At 35.6% G+C, this 21,756-nt stretch carries 27 protein-coding genes and 1 pseudogene; 7 read left to right on the top strand and 21 right to left on the bottom strand.

Features of this window, described 5'->3' with window-relative positions; genetic code table 11:
• Positions 1-21: 21 nt before the first annotated feature.
• Positions 22-831, bottom strand: a complete 810-nt coding sequence (locus tag FG382_RS08935; RefSeq protein ID WP_142538546.1) for a class I SAM-dependent methyltransferase — start codon at positions 829-831, stop codon at positions 22-24.
• A 139-nt stretch (positions 832-970) separates the two neighbouring features.
• Between FG382_RS08935 and FG382_RS08930 the strand changes: the two genes are divergently transcribed.
• Positions 971-1,909: a bile acid:sodium symporter family protein gene (locus FG382_RS08930; protein WP_142538545.1), complete on the top strand. Its 939-nt coding sequence runs from the start codon at positions 971-973 to the stop codon at positions 1,907-1,909.
• Positions 1,910-2,034: 125 nt separating this feature from the next.
• Positions 2,035-2,613 (top strand): uracil-DNA glycosylase, encoded by a 579-nt coding sequence (locus FG382_RS08925; protein ID WP_142538544.1) that lies wholly within the window; start codon positions 2,035-2,037, stop codon positions 2,611-2,613.
• 108 nt (positions 2,614-2,721) lie between these two features.
• Here the strand turns inward: FG382_RS08925 and FG382_RS08920 are convergent, their stop codons facing one another.
• Positions 2,722-3,267, bottom strand: coding sequence for a GNAT family N-acetyltransferase (locus FG382_RS08920; RefSeq protein WP_142538543.1), 546 nt, complete (start codon positions 3,265-3,267; stop codon positions 2,722-2,724).
• Between the two features lie 100 nt (positions 3,268-3,367).
• Positions 3,368-3,850: a GNAT family N-acetyltransferase gene (locus FG382_RS08915; RefSeq protein WP_229677356.1), complete on the bottom strand. Its 483-nt coding sequence runs from the start codon at positions 3,848-3,850 to the stop codon at positions 3,368-3,370.
• A 191-nt stretch (positions 3,851-4,041) separates the two neighbouring features.
• Here FG382_RS08915 and FG382_RS08910 point away from each other — a divergent pair, with 191 nt between their 5' ends.
• Complete coding sequence (locus FG382_RS08910; protein WP_229677357.1) at positions 4,042-5,553, top strand: LysM peptidoglycan-binding domain-containing protein; 1,512 nt, start codon at positions 4,042-4,044, stop codon at positions 5,551-5,553.
• A gap of 230 nt (positions 5,554-5,783) precedes the next feature.
• Positions 5,784-6,197 (top strand): hypothetical protein, encoded by a 414-nt coding sequence (locus tag FG382_RS08905; protein ID WP_142538542.1) that lies wholly within the window; start codon positions 5,784-5,786, stop codon positions 6,195-6,197.
• A gap of 66 nt (positions 6,198-6,263) precedes the next feature.
• On the opposite strand, the gene FG382_RS08900 is transcribed toward FG382_RS08905, so the two are convergent.
• The 5 genes from FG382_RS08900 to FG382_RS08880 form a co-directional block, all read right to left on the bottom strand.
• Positions 6,264-6,650, bottom strand: coding sequence for a hypothetical protein (locus FG382_RS08900; protein WP_142538541.1), 387 nt, complete (start codon positions 6,648-6,650; stop codon positions 6,264-6,266).
• A 51-nt stretch (positions 6,651-6,701) separates the two neighbouring features.
• Positions 6,702-6,848 (bottom strand): hypothetical protein, encoded by a 147-nt coding sequence (locus tag FG382_RS08895; protein ID WP_373287600.1) that lies wholly within the window; start codon positions 6,846-6,848, stop codon positions 6,702-6,704.
• A gap of 232 nt (positions 6,849-7,080) precedes the next feature.
• Complete coding sequence (locus FG382_RS08890; protein WP_142538539.1) at positions 7,081-7,551, bottom strand: DinB family protein; 471 nt, start codon at positions 7,549-7,551, stop codon at positions 7,081-7,083.
• A gap of 340 nt (positions 7,552-7,891) precedes the next feature.
• On the bottom strand, positions 7,892-8,011 hold the full coding sequence (locus FG382_RS08885) for a YjcZ family sporulation protein (RefSeq protein ID WP_142538538.1): 120 nt from the start codon (positions 8,009-8,011) through the stop codon (positions 7,892-7,894).
• A gap of 410 nt (positions 8,012-8,421) precedes the next feature.
• Complete coding sequence (locus FG382_RS08880; RefSeq protein WP_373287606.1) at positions 8,422-9,252, bottom strand: STAS domain-containing protein; 831 nt, start codon at positions 9,250-9,252, stop codon at positions 8,422-8,424.
• 380 nt (positions 9,253-9,632) lie between these two features.
• Between FG382_RS08880 and FG382_RS08875 the strand changes: the two genes are divergently transcribed.
• Positions 9,633-9,974, top strand: a complete 342-nt coding sequence (locus FG382_RS08875; RefSeq protein WP_142538536.1) for an ATPase — start codon at positions 9,633-9,635, stop codon at positions 9,972-9,974.
• Between the two features lie 239 nt (positions 9,975-10,213).
• Here the strand turns inward: FG382_RS08875 and FG382_RS08870 are convergent, their stop codons facing one another.
• The 11 genes and pseudogenes from FG382_RS08870 to FG382_RS08825 form a co-directional block, all read right to left on the bottom strand.
• Complete coding sequence (locus tag FG382_RS08870) at positions 10,214-11,155, bottom strand: ABC transporter permease (RefSeq protein WP_244950527.1); 942 nt, start codon at positions 11,153-11,155, stop codon at positions 10,214-10,216.
• A complete protein-coding gene (locus FG382_RS08865) occupies positions 11,124-12,041 on the bottom strand; it encodes an ABC transporter ATP-binding protein (protein WP_188713319.1) in 918 nt (305 codons plus the stop codon). Before FG382_RS08865 ends, FG382_RS08870 begins: the two co-directional genes overlap by 32 nt.
• Positions 12,025-12,747 carry an ABC transporter ATP-binding protein gene (locus FG382_RS08860; RefSeq protein ID WP_142538533.1) on the bottom strand — a complete coding sequence of 241 codons (723 nt, stop codon included), beginning with the start codon at positions 12,745-12,747 and terminating at the stop codon, positions 12,025-12,027. Before FG382_RS08860 ends, FG382_RS08865 begins: the two co-directional genes overlap by 17 nt.
• Positions 12,744-13,115 carry a GntR family transcriptional regulator gene (locus FG382_RS08855; protein WP_142538532.1) on the bottom strand — a complete coding sequence of 124 codons (372 nt, stop codon included), beginning with the start codon at positions 13,113-13,115 and terminating at the stop codon, positions 12,744-12,746. Before FG382_RS08855 ends, FG382_RS08860 begins: the two co-directional genes overlap by 4 nt.
• 1 nt (position 13,116) lies before the next feature.
• On the bottom strand, positions 13,117-13,911 hold the full coding sequence (locus FG382_RS08850) for a hypothetical protein (RefSeq protein ID WP_142538531.1): 795 nt from the start codon (positions 13,909-13,911) through the stop codon (positions 13,117-13,119).
• Positions 13,912-14,143: 232 nt separating this feature from the next.
• Positions 14,144-15,094: a hypothetical protein gene (locus FG382_RS08845; protein WP_142538530.1), complete on the bottom strand. Its 951-nt coding sequence runs from the start codon at positions 15,092-15,094 to the stop codon at positions 14,144-14,146.
• A 66-nt stretch (positions 15,095-15,160) separates the two neighbouring features.
• Positions 15,161-15,565 (bottom strand): alpha/beta hydrolase, encoded by a 405-nt coding sequence (locus FG382_RS08840; protein WP_211356381.1) that lies wholly within the window; start codon positions 15,563-15,565, stop codon positions 15,161-15,163.
• A 15-nt stretch (positions 15,566-15,580) separates the two neighbouring features.
• The gene (locus FG382_RS08835) at positions 15,581-15,895 is read right to left on the bottom strand and encodes an alpha/beta hydrolase (protein ID WP_142538528.1); all 315 of its coding nucleotides are present in this window, start codon (positions 15,893-15,895) and stop codon (positions 15,581-15,583) included.
• A gap of 75 nt (positions 15,896-15,970) precedes the next feature.
• Positions 15,971-16,249 carry a GNAT family N-acetyltransferase gene (locus FG382_RS22940; RefSeq protein ID WP_188713320.1) on the bottom strand — a complete coding sequence of 93 codons (279 nt, stop codon included), beginning with the start codon at positions 16,247-16,249 and terminating at the stop codon, positions 15,971-15,973.
• A gap of 24 nt (positions 16,250-16,273) precedes the next feature.
• Positions 16,274-16,474: pseudogene (locus FG382_RS22935) on the bottom strand ((4Fe-4S)-binding protein); the annotation flags it as partial.
• A 365-nt stretch (positions 16,475-16,839) separates the two neighbouring features.
• Positions 16,840-17,991 (bottom strand): MFS transporter, encoded by a 1,152-nt coding sequence (locus FG382_RS08825; protein ID WP_142538526.1) that lies wholly within the window; start codon positions 17,989-17,991, stop codon positions 16,840-16,842.
• A gap of 129 nt (positions 17,992-18,120) precedes the next feature.
• Here FG382_RS08825 and FG382_RS08820 point away from each other — a divergent pair, with 129 nt between their 5' ends.
• Complete coding sequence (locus tag FG382_RS08820) at positions 18,121-19,029, top strand: LysR family transcriptional regulator (protein ID WP_142538525.1); 909 nt, start codon at positions 18,121-18,123, stop codon at positions 19,027-19,029.
• A 61-nt stretch (positions 19,030-19,090) separates the two neighbouring features.
• Here FG382_RS08820 and FG382_RS08815 read toward each other — a convergent pair whose 3' ends face one another.
• The gene (locus FG382_RS08815; protein ID WP_268238262.1) at positions 19,091-19,822 is read right to left on the bottom strand and encodes an SDR family oxidoreductase; all 732 of its coding nucleotides are present in this window, start codon (positions 19,820-19,822) and stop codon (positions 19,091-19,093) included.
• Positions 19,823-19,903: 81 nt separating this feature from the next.
• On the opposite strand from FG382_RS08815, the gene FG382_RS08810 reads away from it, so the two are divergent.
• Positions 19,904-20,089: a hypothetical protein gene (locus FG382_RS08810; protein WP_142538524.1), complete on the top strand. Its 186-nt coding sequence runs from the start codon at positions 19,904-19,906 to the stop codon at positions 20,087-20,089.
• A 117-nt stretch (positions 20,090-20,206) separates the two neighbouring features.
• Here the strand turns inward: FG382_RS08810 and FG382_RS08805 are convergent, their stop codons facing one another.
• Positions 20,207-20,914 (bottom strand): DNA alkylation repair protein, encoded by a 708-nt coding sequence (locus tag FG382_RS08805; protein WP_142538523.1) that lies wholly within the window; start codon positions 20,912-20,914, stop codon positions 20,207-20,209.
• Positions 20,915-21,756 lie beyond the last annotated feature (842 nt).

Here is a 21,756-nt window from a genome sequence, read left to right as displayed (position 1 = left end):
AAATATTGTTAAAATCACTCTTTATCTTTTTCTTCCAATGTAAAGTAAGTGAGAAGAAATCCCAAGAATATATGGATCTGCTCCTTTTTCAATGATTAAATCTATTACTTTTTGTAGCTCTTGTTCTTCTTTGTCTCTCCAATAATTCCAACTCTCATTGTTCAATATGGTTCCGACATTAGAACCAATCAATTGTATGCTTTCAAATCCTTGCGATTCCATGAAAGGGATAATGTCTTCTATATTGAAATAGTAGGCACCTGTAAAACGTCCTTCATCTGAATGGTTAAAGCAACCTGTTTGGGAGAATTGAACAATTGTATCTATATTATTATTTGGTTTCCAGTTTTCAGGAGATAAAAGGGAGGTAAGGATATGCCTAACCCTTGGCATAAAGGCCACAAAAATCAGCCCATTCTTTTTAGTCACTCTATATAATTCTTCAACTGCCTTAATACGATCTTTTTCTTCCTGTAAATGATACATTGGTCCAAGCATTAAGGATGCGTCAAACTGTTCATCCCCCAGCATGTTAAGCTCTCTGGCATCTGCGGAATAAAAACCTTCAAATTGCTTTTTCAACCTTAATTCTATAGCTTTGTTTTTTGCAAACTTTACTAATTTAGGTGTTAGATCCGTTAAGGTCACTTTAAAACCTTCTGCCGCAAGCTTCATCGAATATTTTCCAGGTCCTGCTCCATTATCTAGCACTCGTCCTGTTGTAGGTAAATATTTCTTTATATAATGCCAGTTTACTTGAAATTCAATCGGTTCTCTGTCTAGCCTTCCCCACTCGTCGAATTGATTGTAGTAGTTGATTATGTTACTCATTAATTTCCACCCCATTTTTTGAACTAATATGTAATATTCTCCATATCCACTTCAAATTCCTTTTTAATATATTAATCTCTCTTTTCTATTTTTCAGGTGTATAATGTACACACACTATAATTAGAAGGAAGGAAGTCTTTTGCTACAAAAATTCAATTTCTTTATTCAAAAATGGATGGCTGTGTTAACTCCTTTAAGTTTAGTACTAGGTGTATTACTGGAAGATGTGGGTGGGCATCTACTATTTTTAGTTCCCTGGTTATTTGCTTTTATGACTTTTTCCAGCAGTCTGAGTATGAAGTTTAATGATATCAAGGTATTTACTACATATCCGAAAACTATTTTGTTTAGCATCGCATTTTTACATATTTTGATGCCTATTTGGGCCTATTTCTTATCCACCCTTATTTTTGATGATCATTTATTAACGGTTGGATACGTTATTTCTGTTGCTGTGCCAACTGGTGTTACAAGTGTCATTTGGGTCAATATGTGCAAAGGCCATTTACCACTTAGTTTATCTATCATATTGATTGATACGTTATTATCTCCTATTGTTATGCCTTTTTTATTGGATGTAATTGCAGGTAAAAGTATAGCAATTGATACAAAGCCCATTATCATCGACTTACTTTGGATGATCGTACTTCCTTCAATTGTTGGAATTATACTTAATGAGGTTTCTAAAGGCTCCATTCGAAAAAACTTCGGGAAATACTTAGCACCTTTTTCAAAACTGAGTCTTTTTGGTGTAGTGATGATTAATAGTAGTGCAGTGGCACCTTACCTAAAGGAGATTAGTTGGGAATTAATCGGTGTGATATCCGTAGTACTTCTTCTCGCTATCTCCGGTTATACCTTTGCTTTGCTGCTTGGCCGATTTATATGGAAAGATACAAGCATCCTAACAACATTTGTTTTCATTGGTGGTATGCGAAATATTGCCGTTGGTGTTATTGTTGCTACGACGTATTTCCCACCAAAAGTGGCGATGCCCGTAGTTTTTGGCATGCTATTTCAACAAGTGCTAGCCGCAATCTTTGGTAAAGTAATTCAAAAAATCCAGTTTAAGAATTAGGATTTACAGGAAATAAGTGAACGCGAATAACTTCTATCTTAGTGTTTTATAATACATGTTTAATCTTCACTGAATTATGGAAAGCTTTCATTATTGAAAATAAAAGTCAAAGAGAGCTGAATATAATGACAAGATTCTGCCCAAAAATACTGAAAGAGGAATCGACCCCCGATCATCTTATAAATTGTCAGGAATGCGGTCTTTATAAACAAGGGACCCGGATGGTTTGGGGAGAAGGGAATCCGGAAGCGCGTATTATGATCATTTTAGATAATCCAGGAGCTCGTGAGAATCGTGAAGGTGAATCAGTTATTTGCGGGACGCGACAAACACTGCAAGAAGTGGCCAATGAAGCCGGCTTAAATATAGATGATTTGTATGTGACTTTCATCCTTAAAAGAAAACCCGTCCATGCATATGACAAAGAGTTAGTACGTCAAATTTGTATGGAACATTTAGAACAGCAGCTAAAAGAAAAACAGCCTAAACTTATCCTTTGCTTAGGTAACGTGGCGGTCCAATCCTTTTTTCAAAACCCAGAAGCCGAAGTGAAGTCATTGCGTGGCAGTTGGCACAAGGTACAAGGTTTTGAGACAACAGCCGCCTATCATCCACTTGCAATTAGGCGTCGTCCTAATTTACGTGCTTTATTTTTGGAGGACTTGACGCTTGTAGCAGAACGCTTTCATAGTTTAAATCTCTAAATTATGAAGTGTCTTTTAATAATGACTTGTTCCCTATTTCCATAAATAACATAAACGATGTGCACTAGCTAGATGCACATCGTTTTCTTTTAAAACCGAGAACTATCTCTACCCATTAAACCTTCCCATAACAATAGTATTATAGTATTTCCCATCTGAAAGAATTTTATCTTGTTCTAGTATACCTTCAATTTTAAAACCGAATTTCTTATAAAGATTTACTGCCTTTACATTTGTTTCAATAACCTGTAGTGTAATTTTAGTAATTTTGTTTGAATCCGCCCAACCAATAGATTCTTTTAACAGGTTTGTTCCAATACCGTAGCCCCAGTAATCTTTTAATACACAAACTCCAAACTCCACTTTATGAGCAAATCGTTTTAAGAGATTTCCTTCACATCTTGAAAATCCGACAATCTTGTCATTCATAACGGCAACTAAAAAAAGATTATTCCTTTCTTCCGTATCCGCATTAATTAGTCCCTCAAAACTAAGTGTGTCTATATAGGCTTCTCCTTTTTCTCTATCAAGATTCTCGGTCTCACCATCAATTTGTACCCTAATTTCAGATAGTTCCTTTGCATCTTTCTTCATTGCTGGTCGTATTATGTAACCTAACTCCTTAATTTGAAATTCTCTTTGATTCATTGCCATCTTTTCCTCATCCTTTATGTAAAATACGATTGTGTTGTCTCGCTTAATAATGCACATTGCTATTCCAGTTTAAAGATATAGTCTAATTAATCAATGCTGTTCATCCCGATAGCATAGTGATTGAATTTCCCTCACCACCTACTTCAACAAAACCTAATCTACGATAAAGATTTAAAGCATTGGTATTATCAATATCTACACTTAATGATAATCTTCTATAATTATTGTTTTTTGCTTCATCCATAATGGCATGCATTAATTTATTTCCAAGACCTTTTCCCCTTACTTCTTTTTTTAGTGCAATTCCTAACTCTGGAGTGTAATCGTCCACATAACCATACCCACGTTTTTCACTGCTAAATAATCTGTACCACACTGCTCCAATAGGTGTTCCTAGATGATCAGTAGCAACTAATACCGTATCACCTTTTCTTCCCCAATCCTGGTGGTATTTTATTAATTCATTTGTATATAGGAGTACTTCTATCCTTGGTTTTCTCTCTTCTTCCATATATATAGATTCATAAAGCATTTCTAGAAAAAAATTCTTTTCATTTTCTTTTAGGTATCTTACTTCGTACAATTTCCTCTTCCTCCTCAATAGGATATTTAGATTTTTACCTTTACATCCTGGAACTTATCGTTTTCAGAGCGAGTAATTAGTGTATGGTAATTGGTCTCCTTACCACAAAGTACCTGTATCTATTAGTCTTGATCCATAGTAATCTAGGAGAGTTATAATAATACTTTCAAACCAGAGGAGCATGGGTTTAAGTGAAAAAAATACTACCTTTCATTCTACTTATTTTACTTTTAAATGCAGGACCTGTACAAGGTTTAGCTGCAGCGAATTCACTTTCAATCGGAACTGTTCTAACAGATAACGTAAATGTATTGAGTTTACCTAAACAAGGTTCTTCGGCTATCACTATGTTAAATAAAGGAGAAGAATTCCCCCTTCTATCAACCTTTTCGGGAGACTCTTCTAATACTATTATTCATACAGTAGTTTCAGGGAATACATTATGGAAAATTTCAAACCAATACGGCATTTCACTGAATGACCTAGTAACAGCAAATAAGCTCTACACTACAGAAATTCGTATCGGACAACAATTAATAATTCCACAAAAGTACAACTTATATACTGTTATGAAAGATGATACTTTATGGAAGATTGCTAATAAATACGGGGTCTCAGTAAATGATATAGCTAAATTGAACAATTTACGATCTTCCAACTTGGAAATCGGACAGATATTAAAAATCCCTGACTACTACGTACAAGTTCAGTTACTTGGTGGTAAAACAGGATGGGTTAAAAAATCATACTTACAAATAAAGACACAGGTGCGTATCATCATGGGATGGAAGTATAATGGAAGTTCTAAAAATTATACAGAACAATTAAATCATCCCAATTTAAATGTAGTGTCACCTCGTTGGTATACGTTAAACAATACGGGCAATTTTGTTACTATTGCAACCGATTCAAAATATCTACAAGCTGCACATAGCAAGGGTAAGAAAGTATGGCCATTAATTGGAAATAAATTCGATCCAATTTTGACAGACAAAGTATTAAGTAATGCTGGAAATCGTCAAAAACTAGTGTCAGCGCTAAAGAATTCTTTAGTTCAAACAAAAAGTGACGGAATCAATGTGGACTTTGAAAATATTGATCCGAAAAACACAAAAGATTTTGTTCTTTTCATAACGGAACTGAAAAAAGCACTTCAGCCTCATGGAATTAAAGTCTCTGTAGATGTCACACGCGAAAACAGCGACCCTTTTTGGTCCGGTAGCTTGGACCGTAAAGAGCTAGGAAAGATAGCTGACTATATAATAATGATGGGCTATGAGGAGCATTGGGGAGGCAGTCCGAAAGCTGGTTCTGTAGCTTCTATGCCTTGGACAAAACAAGGGGTGGAGCTTTTAATGGAGGAAGTACCATCACAAAAAATCGTATTGGCGGTTCCCTTCTTCACAAGAGAATGGATCACCAATTTATCTACAAAAAAAGTGAAAAGTATAGACCGCACAATGGGTGAAGTGGAGCAAATTATTTCTTCAAAAGGTATTGATAAAATTTGGGATCCAACTACCCAGCAAAACTATGTAGAATTCAATACAAATGGTGAGATGCATCAAATTTGGGTAGAAGATCAACAATCTATGCGGCTACGAATTGACCTAGCGAAACAATATAATCTGGGTGGTGTAGCTGCTTGGTACGTTGGTTCTGAAACGCCTGATATTTGGGATGTATATCATTTTAATCAATAATTTTAAGAAAACTTCGAATAACATTGCAAACAAGCTGAGTCTACATCTACATGGACTTAGCTTGTTTTTTTATGTAAAAGAATATGAGATCTTTCAGCTGTTGGCCAATTTTGTACTAAACGAAGAATTACTCTATTGGTGTTAACTTTGAAACTGCCCACTAATCTGCAAATGGTCATTATTTCAACTATATAAACATATAATTGAATAAACGCTATAGGAGGGGCAATGTGAGGAGATGGAATCGCCTTATAGGCAGCTTTGGTTTCTTTCTATTAGTGCTCGTTGCTTTATTTATGTACCCTCAGCCATCTGGATCGGAAAAAGAAGCAAGAGAATCACTTTTTCAAATTACCGGAGAGGAAGAGCAAGCTTTATACGATGTTCAAGAGTACCTTTATACAGATGGAGGATTCTTTGAACAAGTGAGGATTGAAATGGAAAAAGCAGGATACGAGTATTCCATTGCGGCTATGTTATATTCTTCCAATGATATTAGGGTTGATATCATTCTTAATAATATAAAAGAAATTTCAGAGCATCAACAATCAGAAATATTACAGATTTTCAACGACATAATGATAAAAAATCATATAGACCAACAGGCTTTTACCATACAAGTGATTACTCCCCATGCTCTATAGTTGAACATCGAATTAGTTCATTTCGACTCTTACATAATACGACACAAAGGGAGACATCTGCTCCCTTTATCCTTCGCCGAGTGCTAAGTATTTTTTATTTTTTCCTGCGTATTCCACCAATAAAATATCTTTTCGCTCTTTTGTTGAGAAGATCCTCGCTCCTATTGGCAATTTGTTTGCCATTCGGTCCTTAAAATTAAGGTTATTATCGTAAACTACTTCTATTTCTCCTACCAATTCATCTTTAGTAAGATCCATCTCATTCACCCACTCGATATTAGTTTGGTAAATAATTCCATCCCATTGAAAGATATCTGCATGGGGATCTAAACCTAAAACTTCTTCTGCATTTGGATTTTTAGAAACTATCACTTCTTCAGTTTCCGAGCTTGTGCATCCAATTAAGTAGATAGAGCATGCAACAATCATTAAACTCATAATCACTTTTTTCATCACACACCTCCACCAAGTTAGTCGTGTGAAGAACGGTTAGGTTTCAAAGAATCATTTAACACAAACAGTTTTTTCTGTAAAACCACTAGCAACTAAATCCTTTCGGCGATATACACTTAGCACGACACCGATTAGAAAGGCATTAAATAAGGTTGGCATCAATTCATAACTGATAAATGGAAGTGACATAGAAATCATTGGGAGAAACCCTAGCGTCATTGTAATATTAGTGACTAACTGAACGCTATAAAGGGCGACTGCCTCTCCTCTCTTTTCATTAGACGACGTGCCTATATGGAAGGTTTGTTTGTTTTCTTTAAATTTCCTATTTAAGCATCACCATAATAAAATCCCCTTCATGTAGTCGTGTGTTATTCCATACACTGACTACTTAAAGAGGATTATATTTTGCAAGCTCCACTAGCAATATTTAATTGGAAATATTTTTGTATATTCTTTTAATCGTTTCCATATGCATTGCCTCATGATAAAAACTAAATAAAAGGGTTTCTCCAAGCGTATGGAAAGAAATACCCATCCTATTTGTAAATGGAGTTGGCAGTTTATCGGAAAAGCGTTCTGGAACGAATCCTTTTATTCTTTCAGTTTGTACAACTAACACAGAACAAATCTCCTTAAGTGTCGGAGGAGTTCCTTGCCAATCAGCAGGTTTTGTTCCCGGGCCAAAAAAATTCTCATACTCTACTGGGAGACTCATTTTTTCACCTAAAACACTATATACCAGTCTTTCTTGTACAAATGCAATATGTCCGAAATTCCAACGAATATTATTATTGAAGCCTTCAGGAACAATATCCGCTATTTCTTCTCGTATCGTCTCTATAGATTTCATCGTTATACTTCGTACGGTTTCCATATGATGTAAAATAGTTTGTTCCATTTAAAATCCCCCTCTAATGTCCGCTTCTAACTATACTTTCCACATTTATATGTAGAAATCCTTCTGCCTTATGAATTTTTACGTATTATATTATTGATAGTACACTCAAATTTCATGACTCCACCCTTTAATTGTTTTTGTTAAATAAAAAATCGATCAACTCGATTAGAAGAAGATCGATTTTTTAGAAGAGGAGTTACAAAATGGGAAATCATCTTTCGTTTTAAACTTTCTTACTAACCATTCTTGAAGTCATCAGGTACAGCGGACAAAATATACCGTATGACTAAAGTGATTTTGTTAAAGCTTGACATTCTCTCTTAATCTACATCATATTTGTTTAGTAGCTCATAAAACTTGCCCCCACAATAATTAGTAGGATAAACAGCACTACAATCAACGCGAAGTTCGATCCGCGATTACCGTATCCGCCACCTTCACTTCCACAATATCCAGACATCTTATTCCCCCTCCTTTCCTCTTGCTATATATAGATTATGCAAAGAATTTAAAATGCATAAGGTAATTTATCTTGGTAAATCCTTCTTCAAGGTTTCTTTCAAAAAAAAGCCTCACTCAACTTAATGAGCAGAGCACTTGAGGGCTATCCCCAAAGACTGCTGTGGGAGGTTCAATTAAAAAAGTCACCACAGCAATTGACACTGTAATGACCTAATGCGGAATAACGCTTTTTTTGTTATCTCCAATACCATTGTCCACGCGTTAAAACCTCAAAGTCAACGCCAAATGTTACGCCTGCTGGCACTACTTGCTCTTTAGCCACATTTTGGACTATGATTATAAAAAAAAAATAAAAACTATGTTAGAGGGGGAGCATTGATAGAGAAATGAGCTCTTCAATAGTCAATCTTATTTTCCAATAAAGAATTCATTTAAAGCTTGTTGTAAAGTACCAAAGGTTTTTGTTTCTTTATCAAATTTAATACCTAAATTAATCATTTGTCTGACAACATCAGGGCGCAAGCCTGTAATAATTGTGCGACATCCCATCATTGAAGTACCATAAATAGTTTTCATTAGGTGTTCAATTACTTTGTTTTCCATTTCAGCTATACCCGATAAATCAATTATTAAAGTTTCAATTTGAAGTCTATTAATCTCTGTTAAAACCTTTTCCTCTAAAACAGTTGTTCTAAAGGAGTCTATTGTTCCAATTAAGGGCAGTATACAAATAGTTGGAGTTATAGGGATAATTGGAACTGACAACTTTTCAACTACTTCTCTTTGAGCGAGAATTAAAGAATCCTTGAATGTAGAATAGCTTATAAAGAATGAATTTAAAAAGTCATCAACATTATTATTGAGTTGTTTTTCCAATAAGAATATCGCATCTAAATTAAACTTTTGCGTTTGATTGTTAAATTTCTGCAAGAAGCTCCATAAGGTCCTGCGAATCGCTTGTACCCATTCCAGTTTAAAGGATAAAGTTAAAGAATGTGTTGCCCAAGCTATACCTTCTTGTTTAGCAAATAAACGAAGTTCTGCCTGTTTTTCTCCATCGATTATGAAATTAATGAGTTTGTGTGCATTATTAATGAGGTCAATTTCTCCAAACTTCAGGATATCATCTATTTTGTCTCTTACATTCACAGCTTGGTTTAATAAATGATTTTCAAAGTCTTGTTTATGGCTCTTAAAATATTTTTTAAAATCCTCATCTATAAATATTTTTTCCAAAATATTTTCCCCCTAGAATTATTAATAACTTTAACAATTCTTTATTACCATTAATTAATCCTTCTTTAAACATAAACTAATAAAAAACAAAAAAACCATTTCCACATCTGTTTTTCTTCTTATTATCATCTTTTTTACTTCACTAGCACCATTTCTTTAATAGAGAGAAAAAAATAAAGAAATGTGAGTGAAATTTGATTTTCTACATTATTGCTAACTTTTTTTCCTATTTTAAGTTATGTATATCATGTCCTACATGGGACAGCAATAAGATTACTTTAAGAAAATTAGTGAATAAGTTTAGAGAATTAATAGAGTACTGAATAGAATGAATGTATAATCTGCAGATTATAATTCCCTCAATGTGAGGAGGTGTATTTTAAATGCCTTTAACAACTGGACCAATTGAAAATCAAGGAAATCAACCGGCTAATGCAACTAATGCTCGAGTCAAAATCCTTAATCGTACTGGAGGACGACTTACTGGGGTGGTTAGAGTCTTCAGACTTAATGGGACAAGAGAACAAGTTTCATCAGCTAACTTTAGCGCAGCTGCTAATGCTTCAACATTTGTAACCCTTGGAGTTGGAGGAGCATCTCAATATGAAGTTGAAATCGTTCCAAATCAAACCGGCGGATTGTATTCAGTCTACGGAAGAACAGCTTCAGGTGTAATTATTACTGCTCAACGAGTTTTACACTCAGAATTAGTACAAATTCTCTAGTTTATAAAAAACAATTAACAGGTTAATATATGCTCTAAAGGGCACCCCTCAGTCCATTAATTTATGGATCGGGGGGTGCCCTGTTTGATTTTGACTTAATACAAACAACGAAAGACCCAAATTCTTTGCAAGACATAATTTCTGCGGGATTAATAAGGTAATGAAAGATACATTTGTATTTGTAAATGAATAAGAAAAACACTGCAAGCCGCAGTGTTTTTCCAGTTAATATTTTATTATTATGCTGTGACGTCACGTTTTGTAAATGTCCAATAGCTGATTGCTAGGAAGAAAATAAAGTAAGCAACTAATACAGCCACCGAAAATGGTGTAGACATTCCTTCTATAAAGGAACCCCCTGTCTCCATTTGAGTGAACGTATGGGAGAATAATATATATTTCACGATTTCATAATTTTTCAAGAAAAAGGCAAACTGGGAACCAGTGAACATAAGGAAAATCGCGATTCCAATTGCCAATGAACTAGAACGGAAAACGGTACCAATTGCAAAGGCAAAACTTGCAATAATGATAACGTCACCTAGTGCCAGTACATTTAACCAAATCGATTTTAACCAATACGAAACTTCTGTTACTTGCCCATTCACAACTTCTAAAAGTCCGCCCCCTGAAGCCTCATAAAAAATTAAGCCCATCACGAGTGAAACAACGTATGCGACCACTGTTAAGAATAAAGCAAAAGCAACGACTGTCAAAAATTTCGAAGTTAGGATTTTCCATCTCTGTACAGGACGTGCCAGTAACATTTTAATAGTTCCTTGCGAAAACTCGGAAGCAACGATCCCTGCAGCCACAATTACAGTCAACAATGTAATAATAGATGACATGCCATATGAATCCATTATAAACCCTTCCAAACTATTACTTGCTAGAGGAGCGATGCCTTCATCTAGACGGTATTGAAGTAACATTTGCTGTTCTTCCAAGCTCTTTTTCGTTTCTTCATCTATACCAGGTGTTGCCAACTGTTGCTTAACTATCGTAAGTTCTTCTGAAACTGTTTGCTCCCAAGCAGGAGTTTCCGTATTACGATCTATCCATTTCGTAATCGCAACGAGTCCAATAATCATTGCAATTAATAATGCTACCATTACCCATGTTGCCTTTTTATGCCACAGCTTCATCCATTCATTTCGAATTAGATTCAACAATTTGCCCACCTCCTGTCATTTCTAAGAACTGCTCTTCCAATGTTTTACGATGATGTGAAACCGTATAAATTAATATATTTTGTTGTACTAATTGTTCAACAACTGTTGGAATGTCAGCCTGTTCTACACTAATTAATAAACCGTTTTGGTAGTCTTCTACACTTATTCCTTTTTCAATTAGTATGTGACGAGCCTTATCTACCGGCTGTGCCTCGATATAATATTGCGACTCTTCTGTTTCATTTACTTCTCGAATCGCTACAAGTTTACCGTTTTGAATGACTGCAATCCGATCACACATTAACTCAATTTCGGACAATAGATGACTCGACACTAATACGGAAACACCATCTTCTTCTGCAATTTTCCGTAAATAGGTACGAAATTCTCGAATGCCCGCAGGATCTAGACCGTTCGTCGGTTCATCTAAAATAAGAAACTTTGGTTTATTTAACAACGCCTGAGCTAAACCTAAGCGTTGACGCATACCAAGCGAATAGGTGGATACCTTTTCATGAATGCGTTTTTCCATTCCTACTTGTCGAATGACCTCGTCAATCCTTTCCTTCGTCACATTTTTATGCATGCGAGCGAAATGGACCAAGTTTTTATATCCAGACATAAACTTATACATTTCAGGATTTTCCACGATCGCCCCCATTTTACTAATACCTGCTTCGAAATTCGACTGCAGAGAAAGACCATCGATTATCACATCGCCAGTAGTTGGCTTCATGAGACCCACCATCATACGGATCGTCGTAGTTTTACCAGCTCCATTTGGTCCTAAAAACCCTGTAATTTGTCCAGGATATAAGGTTAGATTCAATTGATCAATAATTTTTTTCTTTCCGATTGTTTTCGATAAATTTTTCAATTCAACGATAGGTTTCATTTCCACTCAAATCACCTTCCTTTATTAGTTTCGTCATCCATGTTATTGAATCCATACGGAACTGATCACGGATAGTTTCCACTTCCTCATAAGCTAAAATTTTTCCATGATTCAATAGTATAATAGCGTCAAGTAACGGCTCCGCTTCCTTAATTTCATGTGTGGACATAAGAACCGTTTGTGTTTCAGGATCAGTAAATTGTATCATCCCTTTGATGATATCCTCCCGAACAAGTGGATCGAATCCCGAAAACGGTTCATCCAACAAATAGTAAGAAGCTTCCCTTCCTAATGTCGCCGCCATTTTGGCACGACCCCTGTTCCCTTTTGATAAAGTTTTTAGCTTCGCTTCCAAAGGTATATTTAAATATTGCGCCACTATACAGGCTTTCGAATAATTGAAGTCTTCAAACTGTGTTTCATAAAAACGGAATAATTTCTCGACAGAAAAGATTGGATAGAAGACATCCGCATCTGGCATATACGCTACCTTACTTGCGATGCTTCTCGTTGCCTTAATTCCATTCACCTGAATGGTTCCACTTGAGGGAGTTGTGAGACCAGCAATGATCTTTAAAAGCGTGGATTTTCCGCTTCCGTTTTCGCCTACTAATCCAATAATCTTTCCGGGTGGAATGATGAGATTTACTCCTTTTAACGCTTGCTTCTTTCCATAATTTTTCTCAACCTGTTCTAAGGCAATCACTGTTTCTCCCCTCGTTCCCTTGTTTGAATAAATTCAATCATCTCTTTTTTTGAAAAACCTAATGCTTCGATACTGTTTAGAAATGACTCCACAAGCCCTTCCTTTACTTCATCGCGTAATTGCTGTAAACGTGTTTCGTTATCCGTTACAAAAGTTCCTTGACCACGTTTCGTTTCTGAAATCCTCATCATCTCCAGCTCCTTATATACACGTTGCATTGTATTAGCATTCACACCGACTTCCACTGCATATTCACGAACCGAAGGCAATTTCTCGCCTGGTTTCACATTTCCTCGAATAATTTCCCCAGTAATTCGGTCAATTAGTTGTTGATAAATTGGTTTGTCCGGCAAAAAGTCGATACTCATATTAAATCCTCACTTTCTTGTCGAACCACAGAGCCGACACCCAAAAAAGAATGATTGCAAACGCAGTGATGAAAACAATTTCACTAACGTAAATTGTCGGTTCTACCAAAAACGTCAAATCTTCATAGTTCTCATACTTTCTAAACTTCTGAATAAAATCCGGAATAGGAATGCGGATGCTTCCAAAACGAGGAAACTTTTCAAATAATTCGACCGTGCTGTTCATACTCCAAAGAATAGAACTTACGATAAACAAGAAAACGGTAATAATAATAGAAAAACCTTTTACGTATGGACGGATTAAATGGTAAATGACCCAAAAGAAAAGCACGATAATTAAGTTCAATAGGATGGAGAAAAAGATACCAACAAATACATACACTTTCATCTCCAATAGTTGATCAAAAGTCATAAACTCGGGATCACTGTTTACCGCTTGCAACATGACCAATAATAATTCGATCCACAGTAATGAGAATGATGTGAGGACAGTAGCAAATGCTAGCTTTGTGCCAATTAGTTTATAAATAGAGCTTTCCGTATGTAACCAAATATCTGGTCTCTTCATATCAAGTTGCAAACTTACTATAAATAGAAGGATGGCGATCAGATGACTAAAAACAAGCCAAATCCCAGCTAATATAACTGCGGTCTTAAAAATAGGGATATCGCCTATCCATGTCTTCAACAATAACGGGATACCTACAATCCCTAACGTATTCAAAATGAACAGAATGACGAGCCAAAACCTCATCAGCATCCATTCTTTTTTGATTAGTCCTTTCAATTGTTTCATATGCTCTTCTCCTTAAGTATTAGTGTATTAGTTACATAGTACACTATAACTAAAAGTTTTGTAAAGTATTATTATCAATAGTACTTTATATGGTGTTATTGGAAATTAAAAAAACGTCCCGATATAGGACGTTTTCAATGAAAATTTGCATGATGAGTTCGATTTTCACAACAAACAAAATTGTTTTACTGCATTTGGCTTTTAACTTTAACAAATTTGAACCACGAGAATTTCACATTTCTATAATACTTTTTAGATTATCTTTGACATTTTCTAATTCAGACTTCACTTCATCCATCTTAGTGCTCAACTTTTCTACCACTCTTTCCACTTGGTCCAAGACTTCTTCCAGTCGATCTTTAGATGTATTAATCTGTGAATGAATCATCCAATCCGTAAATATATTATCGAAGAAATAATCGGTAAATGTCATGAAATTGCTACGATCCACTTGAATGACTTCTGTCACAATGTTTTTTACATCCGTCAATTCCGTTTCAAAACGACGAAGGGCCATTTGCGCTAAATGGATATAGTCTTGTGAACTATTGAGACTGTTATGCTTCATAGCTGTCACAAAAACACCGCCGCCGAGGAAGGTGTCCCAAGTCGACAACGCAGATGCTGAATCGAGTTCCGAGCTCGCTTGTTCAAGTGCGCTTTTGGCAGCTCTACCCGCTACCAGAGCTTCTTCTATTTCTTTTTCCATCGACTCCAAATCTGCCCGATTTTCATATAGATTTTCCAACTCTTGTCGTTCATCGACAGTGTTAGCGTAAAGCCACTCCTTCTTTTCATGCATTAATGATTCCCAATGCTGATCTATTAAACAATAATCAGCATTTTGCAGTTCTAGTTTGACAATTTCTATATCTTTCTTGAGATCACTTAAGGTTTTTTCCGCTTCTTGATATTTCATTTCAACTTCTGTTGCTTCTGAAATTTCTTTTTTTTGTTTTTCGTTCATCGTTCCATTCCACTTGCTAACTAAATTGGAAAGGGAGAACTTCTCTAATTTTAGAACATCTTTTTGCTCTTTCAAACGCTTTTCTTCCAACTTCTTACATACGGTTTCTAATTCCATCCGCTGTGTTTGGAGCGATGCCTGCTTTCTTTGCAGCCGATCGCGTTCATTTTTCTTGACGATTAACTGAGCTTGTTTTTCTTGTAAGTGTTGCCACATCATGCATTCCCCCTTTCCTTATGTACGCTACCACAAGGATGGAAGTTTCATTTAATTCCATTTTTATCAAACATCAGGGCCGAGAAATTGAATGATTTGTCTATATATACCATCCTTTTCTTTACTTAATGTCATAAGATGTGAGGTGTTTTCAAATTTTTTTAGTTCGATTAAAGCTGAGGAAACACTTTCAGCAATTTCAACCGCGCTTTCTTCATAGGTTGCCTCATCACGCCCTCCATAGTAAATAGCTATTGGAGATGTAATTACAGATAAGTCAATCATGGTCTCATGTATAAATTCTTGAAACCGCTCAAATGAGTTCATTGGTAATCGATCAAATTTCTTTAATTCGTCTTGTATCTGTACTTCGGATTTATTTTCTAATTTCTTATAGCGTACAGCATAATCAATAATACGTTGTTTCGCTTGTATAGGCGATTTATCTGTAGGCACAGACATGACTACCATACGCTCAATCGGAAATTATTGGGCTAATTTTAAAGCGAAAATTCCCCCTACCGATAATCCAATGACAAAGACCTGATTATATTTCTTTGCTAATTGCTTATAGCTTTCTAGTGCATCCTCCCACCAATTATCAATTGTAAAAGGAATTAATGCCTCTGCTTCCTCACCATGTCCCCTATATAATGGAGCAAAACAAGTAAAACCTAATGTTTGATGAATTGATTCGGCTAACGCTTTCATGTCACGCGTATGGCTTGTATAAGAATGTAGTAATAGAACTGCTGTATCGTTTCCTTCCACATTAATCAATCGGGCTTTTTTTATGTGCATATCCTCACCTCTTATTAAAAGTCCTCTTAAAGATATAATATTATAGTGGGGATTTCTTATATATTTTGTACTAGATTAGCGTTTCCACACATCAGTATATTCTGCTTTTTTTTCAAATTCCAATTTAGCGAAAGGACATAATGGTATGATTGTTTTATTTTCTACTCGTGCTTTATTTGCAACAGCTTTTACTAACGCTTGCGCTATGCCCTTCCCTCTCAATCTATCATCTACAAAAGTATGATCAATAATAAAGAACTCATTATTAGGCTCTGTAAAAGTAATTTCGGCAATTAATTGTTTATTATCATCTTCTAAATAAAATCGGTTCTTACCTTGTAATAAATCTACCATAGGTTCTACTTCCTTTCTTATATAACGCAATGCCTCTGATGGGCATGCATCGATTATTATTGTTACTTCACTTGTTTTCCCGTTATCCGGTAGAATCCAAGGTTTACGTTTTACTTGAAAAACATCTCCATTACCTTGAACGCAAATTCCGGCGTGTTGACATTTTTTTGCTGAGTAAAATATATCTAGATCTGTTCCTTCGTATTTTCTATACCCCTCATTCATATATTCTTCTTCTGTCATAACGCACTCTCCCAACTTTTCGATCATTCGTATTATTCATGCTATATAAATACTAACATAAATTTATACTATTAATATGATCTTTTTTTACAGTTTCTTGAAAGGATAATTTTAGAGAGATGAAGAAAATAACTTAATGAGAGCACTGCAACAAACCTTAAATTTGTTTTGAATGAATATATAAGGCTAACTTGGGATTGGCGGTACTTATAATCTATCGCTGAGGTTACCCATTCTGATATTCTTCCAGGTGTAGTAATTTATAATGAAGTTTGCTCCTCAAGCGATGGAGGCAACTGCTAGTGCATCGAATACAACTAGTTGATTTTTCTCACCTCGACAGTATTTTATTTAGCACTATACATGTTGTTTCTTAAAAAAATAAATACCGCACTCAATATTACGGATAATAATCCTACTAAGATAACGTATTGCGTTCCCATTATGGAGATAAAAAAGCCTCCTACAGCTGTACCAATTGTTGTTCCTATATTTGCAGATGATAAAAACAATCCGTTAGCAAAGTCAGGGGCTTCAGGTGCCGCCGATGTAACTACATATTGAGTAATGTTTGCTGATATTCCAGCTAAAATTCCCCATAGTAAGATAATAATTACCATAGCCAAAGTGAGATATCCCATGAAAAATTGAATGATATAAACAATTCCCAATAGAAAAGGAAGAGATAAGATTGTTTTGATAGGATTAATAGTTAGTAGCCTTCCAGCCAAAATGTTCCCAATAATATTTGCTGCTCCGTAAGTGAATAACATCAAGCTAGTTATATTCGCCGCTATGTTCGTGACGGTTTGTAAATATTCTGCGAGATAGCTGTAAACCCCAAAAACAGCTGAATTTAGCAAAATGACAATTATAATAGAAAGCCATGTTACAGACTTTTTCAATACATTCAATTGAGTTCCATAGGAGATTTTTTCTTTAACCGGCATAGATGGAACAAATAATAATGTTGCAATAAGTACAAGGATATTAACAATAGCGAAAAATGTCATCGCAAGTTGTAAATTAGACACGCTAGCGATAAAACTAACGATTGGAACTCCCACTACCATCCCCGCAGACACACCTATAAAGATTTTGGATATAGCTTTGGGAGCTTCCTCTTTACTAACAGAATCGGCAGCCGCTGAAAATGCCAAAGAAACATAGACCGGATGAAAAAGCGCTGGAATAATTCGAGCAATTAATAAAACAGTAAAATTGGATGTAAATATGGATATAATATTTCCTACAACAAAAACACTTAGGACAACGATCATCACTTTTTTTCGATTTATCCCTGAAAATAATAACGGCATGGTTGGCGCGGATATTGCAACACCAATGGCAAAAATACTTACCACCCATCCTGCTGTTGAAACACTAACGCTAAAGTGATTGGCGATATTAGGTAATATCCCGATAAACCCCATTTCGGTATTTAAGATGCCGAAAACTCCTATTGTCAAAATAAATATTAATAAATTTTTTCGTTGCATTTTAAATAGCTCCTCTCTTGCACATCTGCTTATTTATTTTACTTTTACGTACGAGCAATTACCAATACCTATATCTTATTATGTGGTATGCTTATAAGGTATATTAAGCGTGTGGAGGTAAATTAATTTATGGAATTTAGAGTTCTACGTTATTTTCTTACTGTCGCAAGAGAAGGAAGTATAACAGGAGCGGCTAATTTTTTGCATATTACACAGCCAACTTTGTCTAGGCAATTAAAAGAGCTGGAAGAGGAGTTGGGAAAGAAATTATTTATCCGGAAAAGTCATCATATTGTTTTGACAGAGGAAGGAATGATCCTAAGAAAGAGAGCAGAAGAAATCATTGACATGGTAGTTAAGGTGGAAGCCGAATTTTCTTCTATGGAAGAATCTGTAGGAGGAGATATTTACATAGGGGGCGGAGAAACAAAAGCTATGAAGCTAATTGCGCAGATAGTAAAAGATTTGCAGTTAAAATATCCAACTATCAAATATCACTTTCATAGCGGAAACTCCGATGATGTGACGGAACAACTTGATAAGGGATTACTCGATTTTGGTATTCTTATTCAACCGGCCGATTTGTCTAAATACAATTATATCAATCTTCCAGCTAAAGACGTGTGGGGAGTTGTGATGAGAAAAGATAGTCCGCTCGCTGTAAAAGAAAGCATACAGAAGACTGATCTAATAGATGTACCTCTCCTCTTATCAAGACAAGCTATAAAACCTGGATTATCTAAAAATGAGTTTTCAGAATGGTTTGGAGACGATTATGATAAATTGAACGTTGTCACGACGTATAATCTTGTTTATAATGCTGCCATCTTGGTTGAGGAAGGTATCGGTTATGCAGTCACCCTTGATAAAATAGCAAATACATCCCGTGATAGTAACCTTTGTTTTAGGCCATTAGAACCGAGACTTGAATCGGGTCTAAATATTGTTTGGAAAAAGCATCAGGTTTTCTCCCATGCAGCAAATCTGTTTTTTGAAGAAATTAAGGATAAGTTTTCCAATCATGAGCCTATTGAGTAAAAAAACAAACTTAACCCTCCCTGTACTTATCCAATCCAGGGAGGGTCAATGAGAGCTTGCATTAAACTTGTTGACTGGTTGGACGTATAATCATATCACTTATAGACATACGATCAGGAGTACTTATCGCAAACATAACTGCAGATGCAATATCTTCAGGGATTAAACCGGATTCTATTTGCATCTGATGGACTTTCTCCGCAACGTCTTTATCATTTATGGTATTGTACAATTCAGTAGCTACAGCACCAGGGGAAATGATAGTTGATTTGATATTATTCTCCCTCTGTTCCTGTCTTAACCCTTCCATGATTGCACGTACGGCAAATTTTGTTCCACAATACACCGCTGAATCTGGATACACTACATGTCCTGCTAAAGAATCCGTAGCAATAATATGTCCTGACTTTTGCTCAGCCATAAACGGGATAACAGCTGCAATGCCGTTTAACACACCCATGATATTAATATCAAGCATTTGTTTCCACTCATCACGTCTTCCTTCTATGATAGGAGCAGTCGGCATAATACCTGCGTTGTTGTACAATACATCTATCTTTCCAAATGTGTCTAATGCAAGCTGAGCAACCTTTTTTACATCTTCAAAGTTTGTTACGTCTGCTTGCTGTATGTGAATATTTGCTTCTGGATACGCTTCTTTAATAGCTTTCAGGCTATCTATTCGTCTAGCAGCTAAAACTAATTTTGTGTCATGTTGTGCTAATAATTTCGCTGTCGCTTCTCCTATTCCACTAGAAGCTCCCATAATAATGACTACTTTATCTTTAATCACCAATTAAAAACTTAAAGATGCTATCAGTTCAACTTTCCTTCCATTTGTTCATATACTGTACAAAAGAGGAGGCATAACGAAATGGATCGTTTTATTCTTTTAATGTTAGCTAGTATATTGGCTGGTTTCGCATTATTAAAGGCTCCATTAACAGGTACTTTCTTATCTGGTTTACAGCCAGTAACTGATCTAATCGGTATTTTGGCTATTGTAATCTTCTCGCTTGTCCTGATTTTTAAAGGTGTAATGGCACTAGTAAGTAAATAGATGTTAAAAGAGAAAATGCTAGAGAATATATTTCTTCTCTAGCGGTTTTATATTGATTGTTCTTTTTGAGACAACTTCTTCCAATAGTAGAAAATTGTTTTATATTGCGAGGCTATATTAACATCTTACATACTTACGTTTAAAGCCTAGCCTTCCTCTATCGAGTTCTTTTTGAATACTTTCGTAAGCATTTAAAAAACTGCTTTTTTTATTGTCTCGTTTCATTTCTACTATTCCTAATTCCTTTGCTGTCTCCACTGCTTTTTCATGAAGAGGCAAATAGGAAATTCCTACTGTATATACAAAATTGTTCATAGCAGATTTGGTACGTTCTGGAGAATCGTGAATCGTAGCTTTTACTATATCCAACATATTTGAAATCTTGGTTTCTGAAAACTCTACATCTTTTCGATTTCCTAAAAGCCAACAGTAGCAGCTCCAGCCCGCTGACATCCTTAGCTCTTCACCACTCGCAATCCATTTATCCGATACTTCCTGTGCAATATCTGACTCCGATAATGTCACGGCCACCACATAATCAGACAGCATGTAAAAATACGCTGCATCCACCCACCGATCGTAATCCGACTCTGTCATACCTTTTGGATCTGCAATAACACCCGCAAAATACATCGCATCGTAATTCCCTGTAGCATAAAGTTCTTCAGCTAAAGGCTGACTTATTTTTATTTTCTTAGCGATTGGTTTCATCGCTCCGGTAGCTACCCCAAATAAGGGTTCACGTGCACCATTTGATATGTACATTTTTTTCGATCGTTCTTTACCTAGAGCTTCAAGCTCCTGCATAACCACTTCCAAATCCATCGTTTAACACTTCCTTCTTTTTATTGTTTTTCTCACATGTCTTCCACCGCGAATACAATCATCCAAAACACCACTACCATTTGTCTGCAAATCCATGATTTTTGTATTAAAATCCATTCGTTTTAATATTGCTGTTCAACTACTCTTTAGCCATTTTATAACGATACACAAGCAGCTGATTACATTTAATAAAATCGTAACAATGAGAAGTACTGCTGCGGCTGAAGCAGTAGCATATGATGTGTCCATAAGAGCAGACCAATCCTCAGTCTGTACCAAGTAAGCATTGTAGAAAATTTGAAAACATAGTGAGATAGCACAGGCAATCATGCTCACAACGGAAAGGGCGATCCAGTTTCCATGAGTCTGTTTTTGATATCCCATGAGATTAACAACCGGCAGTATTCAAGCAATTAGTCCAAGCACAAGGCTTCCAAGATTAAGTAAACCAATCATATCGCTTCTCCTTTGTATTTTTTCCTGCTTTTTTATCTTCTTAAGCTTAGATATTTTATAGTTATTCAGAGTAAAGCTTTACGACTTCCCCAAATTCGTTTCATAAAGGTAGTGGCACCTCTCGGAACTATTAATTCCTTTTTACCATTGCTTGTCTAATTAACACGTATATGATTTAGAACAATATTAAAAGCTCTCAGGGAACAATAAATATATATCTAATCATAAGTCAACAATTTAGACATTTCAATTTTACATTCTACCCGCAGAAACATTTACTTGTCTCTTTTACTAAACTATTACTTCATATCTGCTTATTTAATGTACCTTCCACATACTTATACAAAACTCCTTCTTTAAAATTGAAAGTATGTAAGTTTGACGTT

It is taken from the genome of Psychrobacillus lasiicapitis, from assembly GCF_006861795.1.
Classification (GTDB): Bacteria; Bacillota; Bacilli; order Bacillales_A; family Planococcaceae; genus Psychrobacillus; species Psychrobacillus lasiicapitis.
Note: the sequence above shows the minus strand (reverse complement) of the source record. Positions and strands in the feature narration are given on the sequence as shown.

Excerpts from the sequence above, each read along its gene's own strand:
- FG382_RS08935 (WP_142538546.1), bottom strand. The coding sequence starts at position 831 with ATGAGTAACATAATCAACTACTACAATCAATTCGACGAGTGGGGAAGG.
- FG382_RS08890 (WP_142538539.1), bottom strand. The coding sequence starts at position 7,551 with ATGGAACAAACTATTTTACATCATATGGAAACCGTACGAAGTATAACG.
- FG382_RS08900 (WP_142538541.1), bottom strand. The coding sequence starts at position 6,650 with ATGAAAAAAGTGATTATGAGTTTAATGATTGTTGCATGCTCTATCTAC.
- FG382_RS08825 (WP_142538526.1), bottom strand. The coding sequence starts at position 17,991 with ATGCAACGAAAAAATTTATTAATATTTATTTTGACAATAGGAGTTTTC.
- FG382_RS08855 (WP_142538532.1), bottom strand. The coding sequence starts at position 13,115 with ATGAGTATCGACTTTTTGCCGGACAAACCAATTTATCAACAACTAATT.
- FG382_RS08895 (WP_373287600.1), bottom strand. The coding sequence starts at position 6,848 with ATGATTTCTATGTCACTTCCATTTATCAGTTATGAATTGATGCCAACC.
- FG382_RS08805 (WP_142538523.1), bottom strand. The coding sequence starts at position 20,914 with ATGGATTTGGAAGTGGTTATGCAGGAGCTTGAAGCTCTAGGTAAAGAA.
- FG382_RS08865 (WP_188713319.1), bottom strand. The coding sequence starts at position 12,041 with ATGAAACCTATCGTTGAATTGAAAAATTTATCGAAAACAATCGGAAAG.
- FG382_RS08845 (WP_142538530.1), bottom strand. The coding sequence starts at position 15,094 with ATGTGGCAACACTTACAAGAAAAACAAGCTCAGTTAATCGTCAAGAAA.
- FG382_RS08920 (WP_142538543.1), bottom strand. The coding sequence starts at position 3,267 with ATGGCAATGAATCAAAGAGAATTTCAAATTAAGGAGTTAGGTTACATA.
- FG382_RS08840 (WP_211356381.1), bottom strand. The coding sequence starts at position 15,565 with ATGGTAGTCATGTCTGTGCCTACAGATAAATCGCCTATACAAGCGAAA.
- FG382_RS08925 (WP_142538544.1), top strand. The coding sequence starts at position 2,035 with ATGACAAGATTCTGCCCAAAAATACTGAAAGAGGAATCGACCCCCGAT.
- FG382_RS08850 (WP_142538531.1), bottom strand. The coding sequence starts at position 13,911 with ATGAAACAATTGAAAGGACTAATCAAAAAAGAATGGATGCTGATGAGG.
- FG382_RS08835 (WP_142538528.1), bottom strand. The coding sequence starts at position 15,895 with ATGCACATAAAAAAAGCCCGATTGATTAATGTGGAAGGAAACGATACA.
- FG382_RS08820 (WP_142538525.1), top strand. The coding sequence starts at position 18,121 with ATGGAATTTAGAGTTCTACGTTATTTTCTTACTGTCGCAAGAGAAGGA.
- FG382_RS08875 (WP_142538536.1), top strand. The coding sequence starts at position 9,633 with ATGCCTTTAACAACTGGACCAATTGAAAATCAAGGAAATCAACCGGCT.
- FG382_RS08885 (WP_142538538.1), bottom strand. The coding sequence starts at position 8,011 with ATGTCTGGATATTGTGGAAGTGAAGGTGGCGGATACGGTAATCGCGGA.
- FG382_RS22940 (WP_188713320.1), bottom strand. The coding sequence starts at position 16,249 with ATGGTAGATTTATTACAAGGTAAGAACCGATTTTATTTAGAAGATGAT.
- FG382_RS08810 (WP_142538524.1), top strand. The coding sequence starts at position 19,904 with ATGGATCGTTTTATTCTTTTAATGTTAGCTAGTATATTGGCTGGTTTC.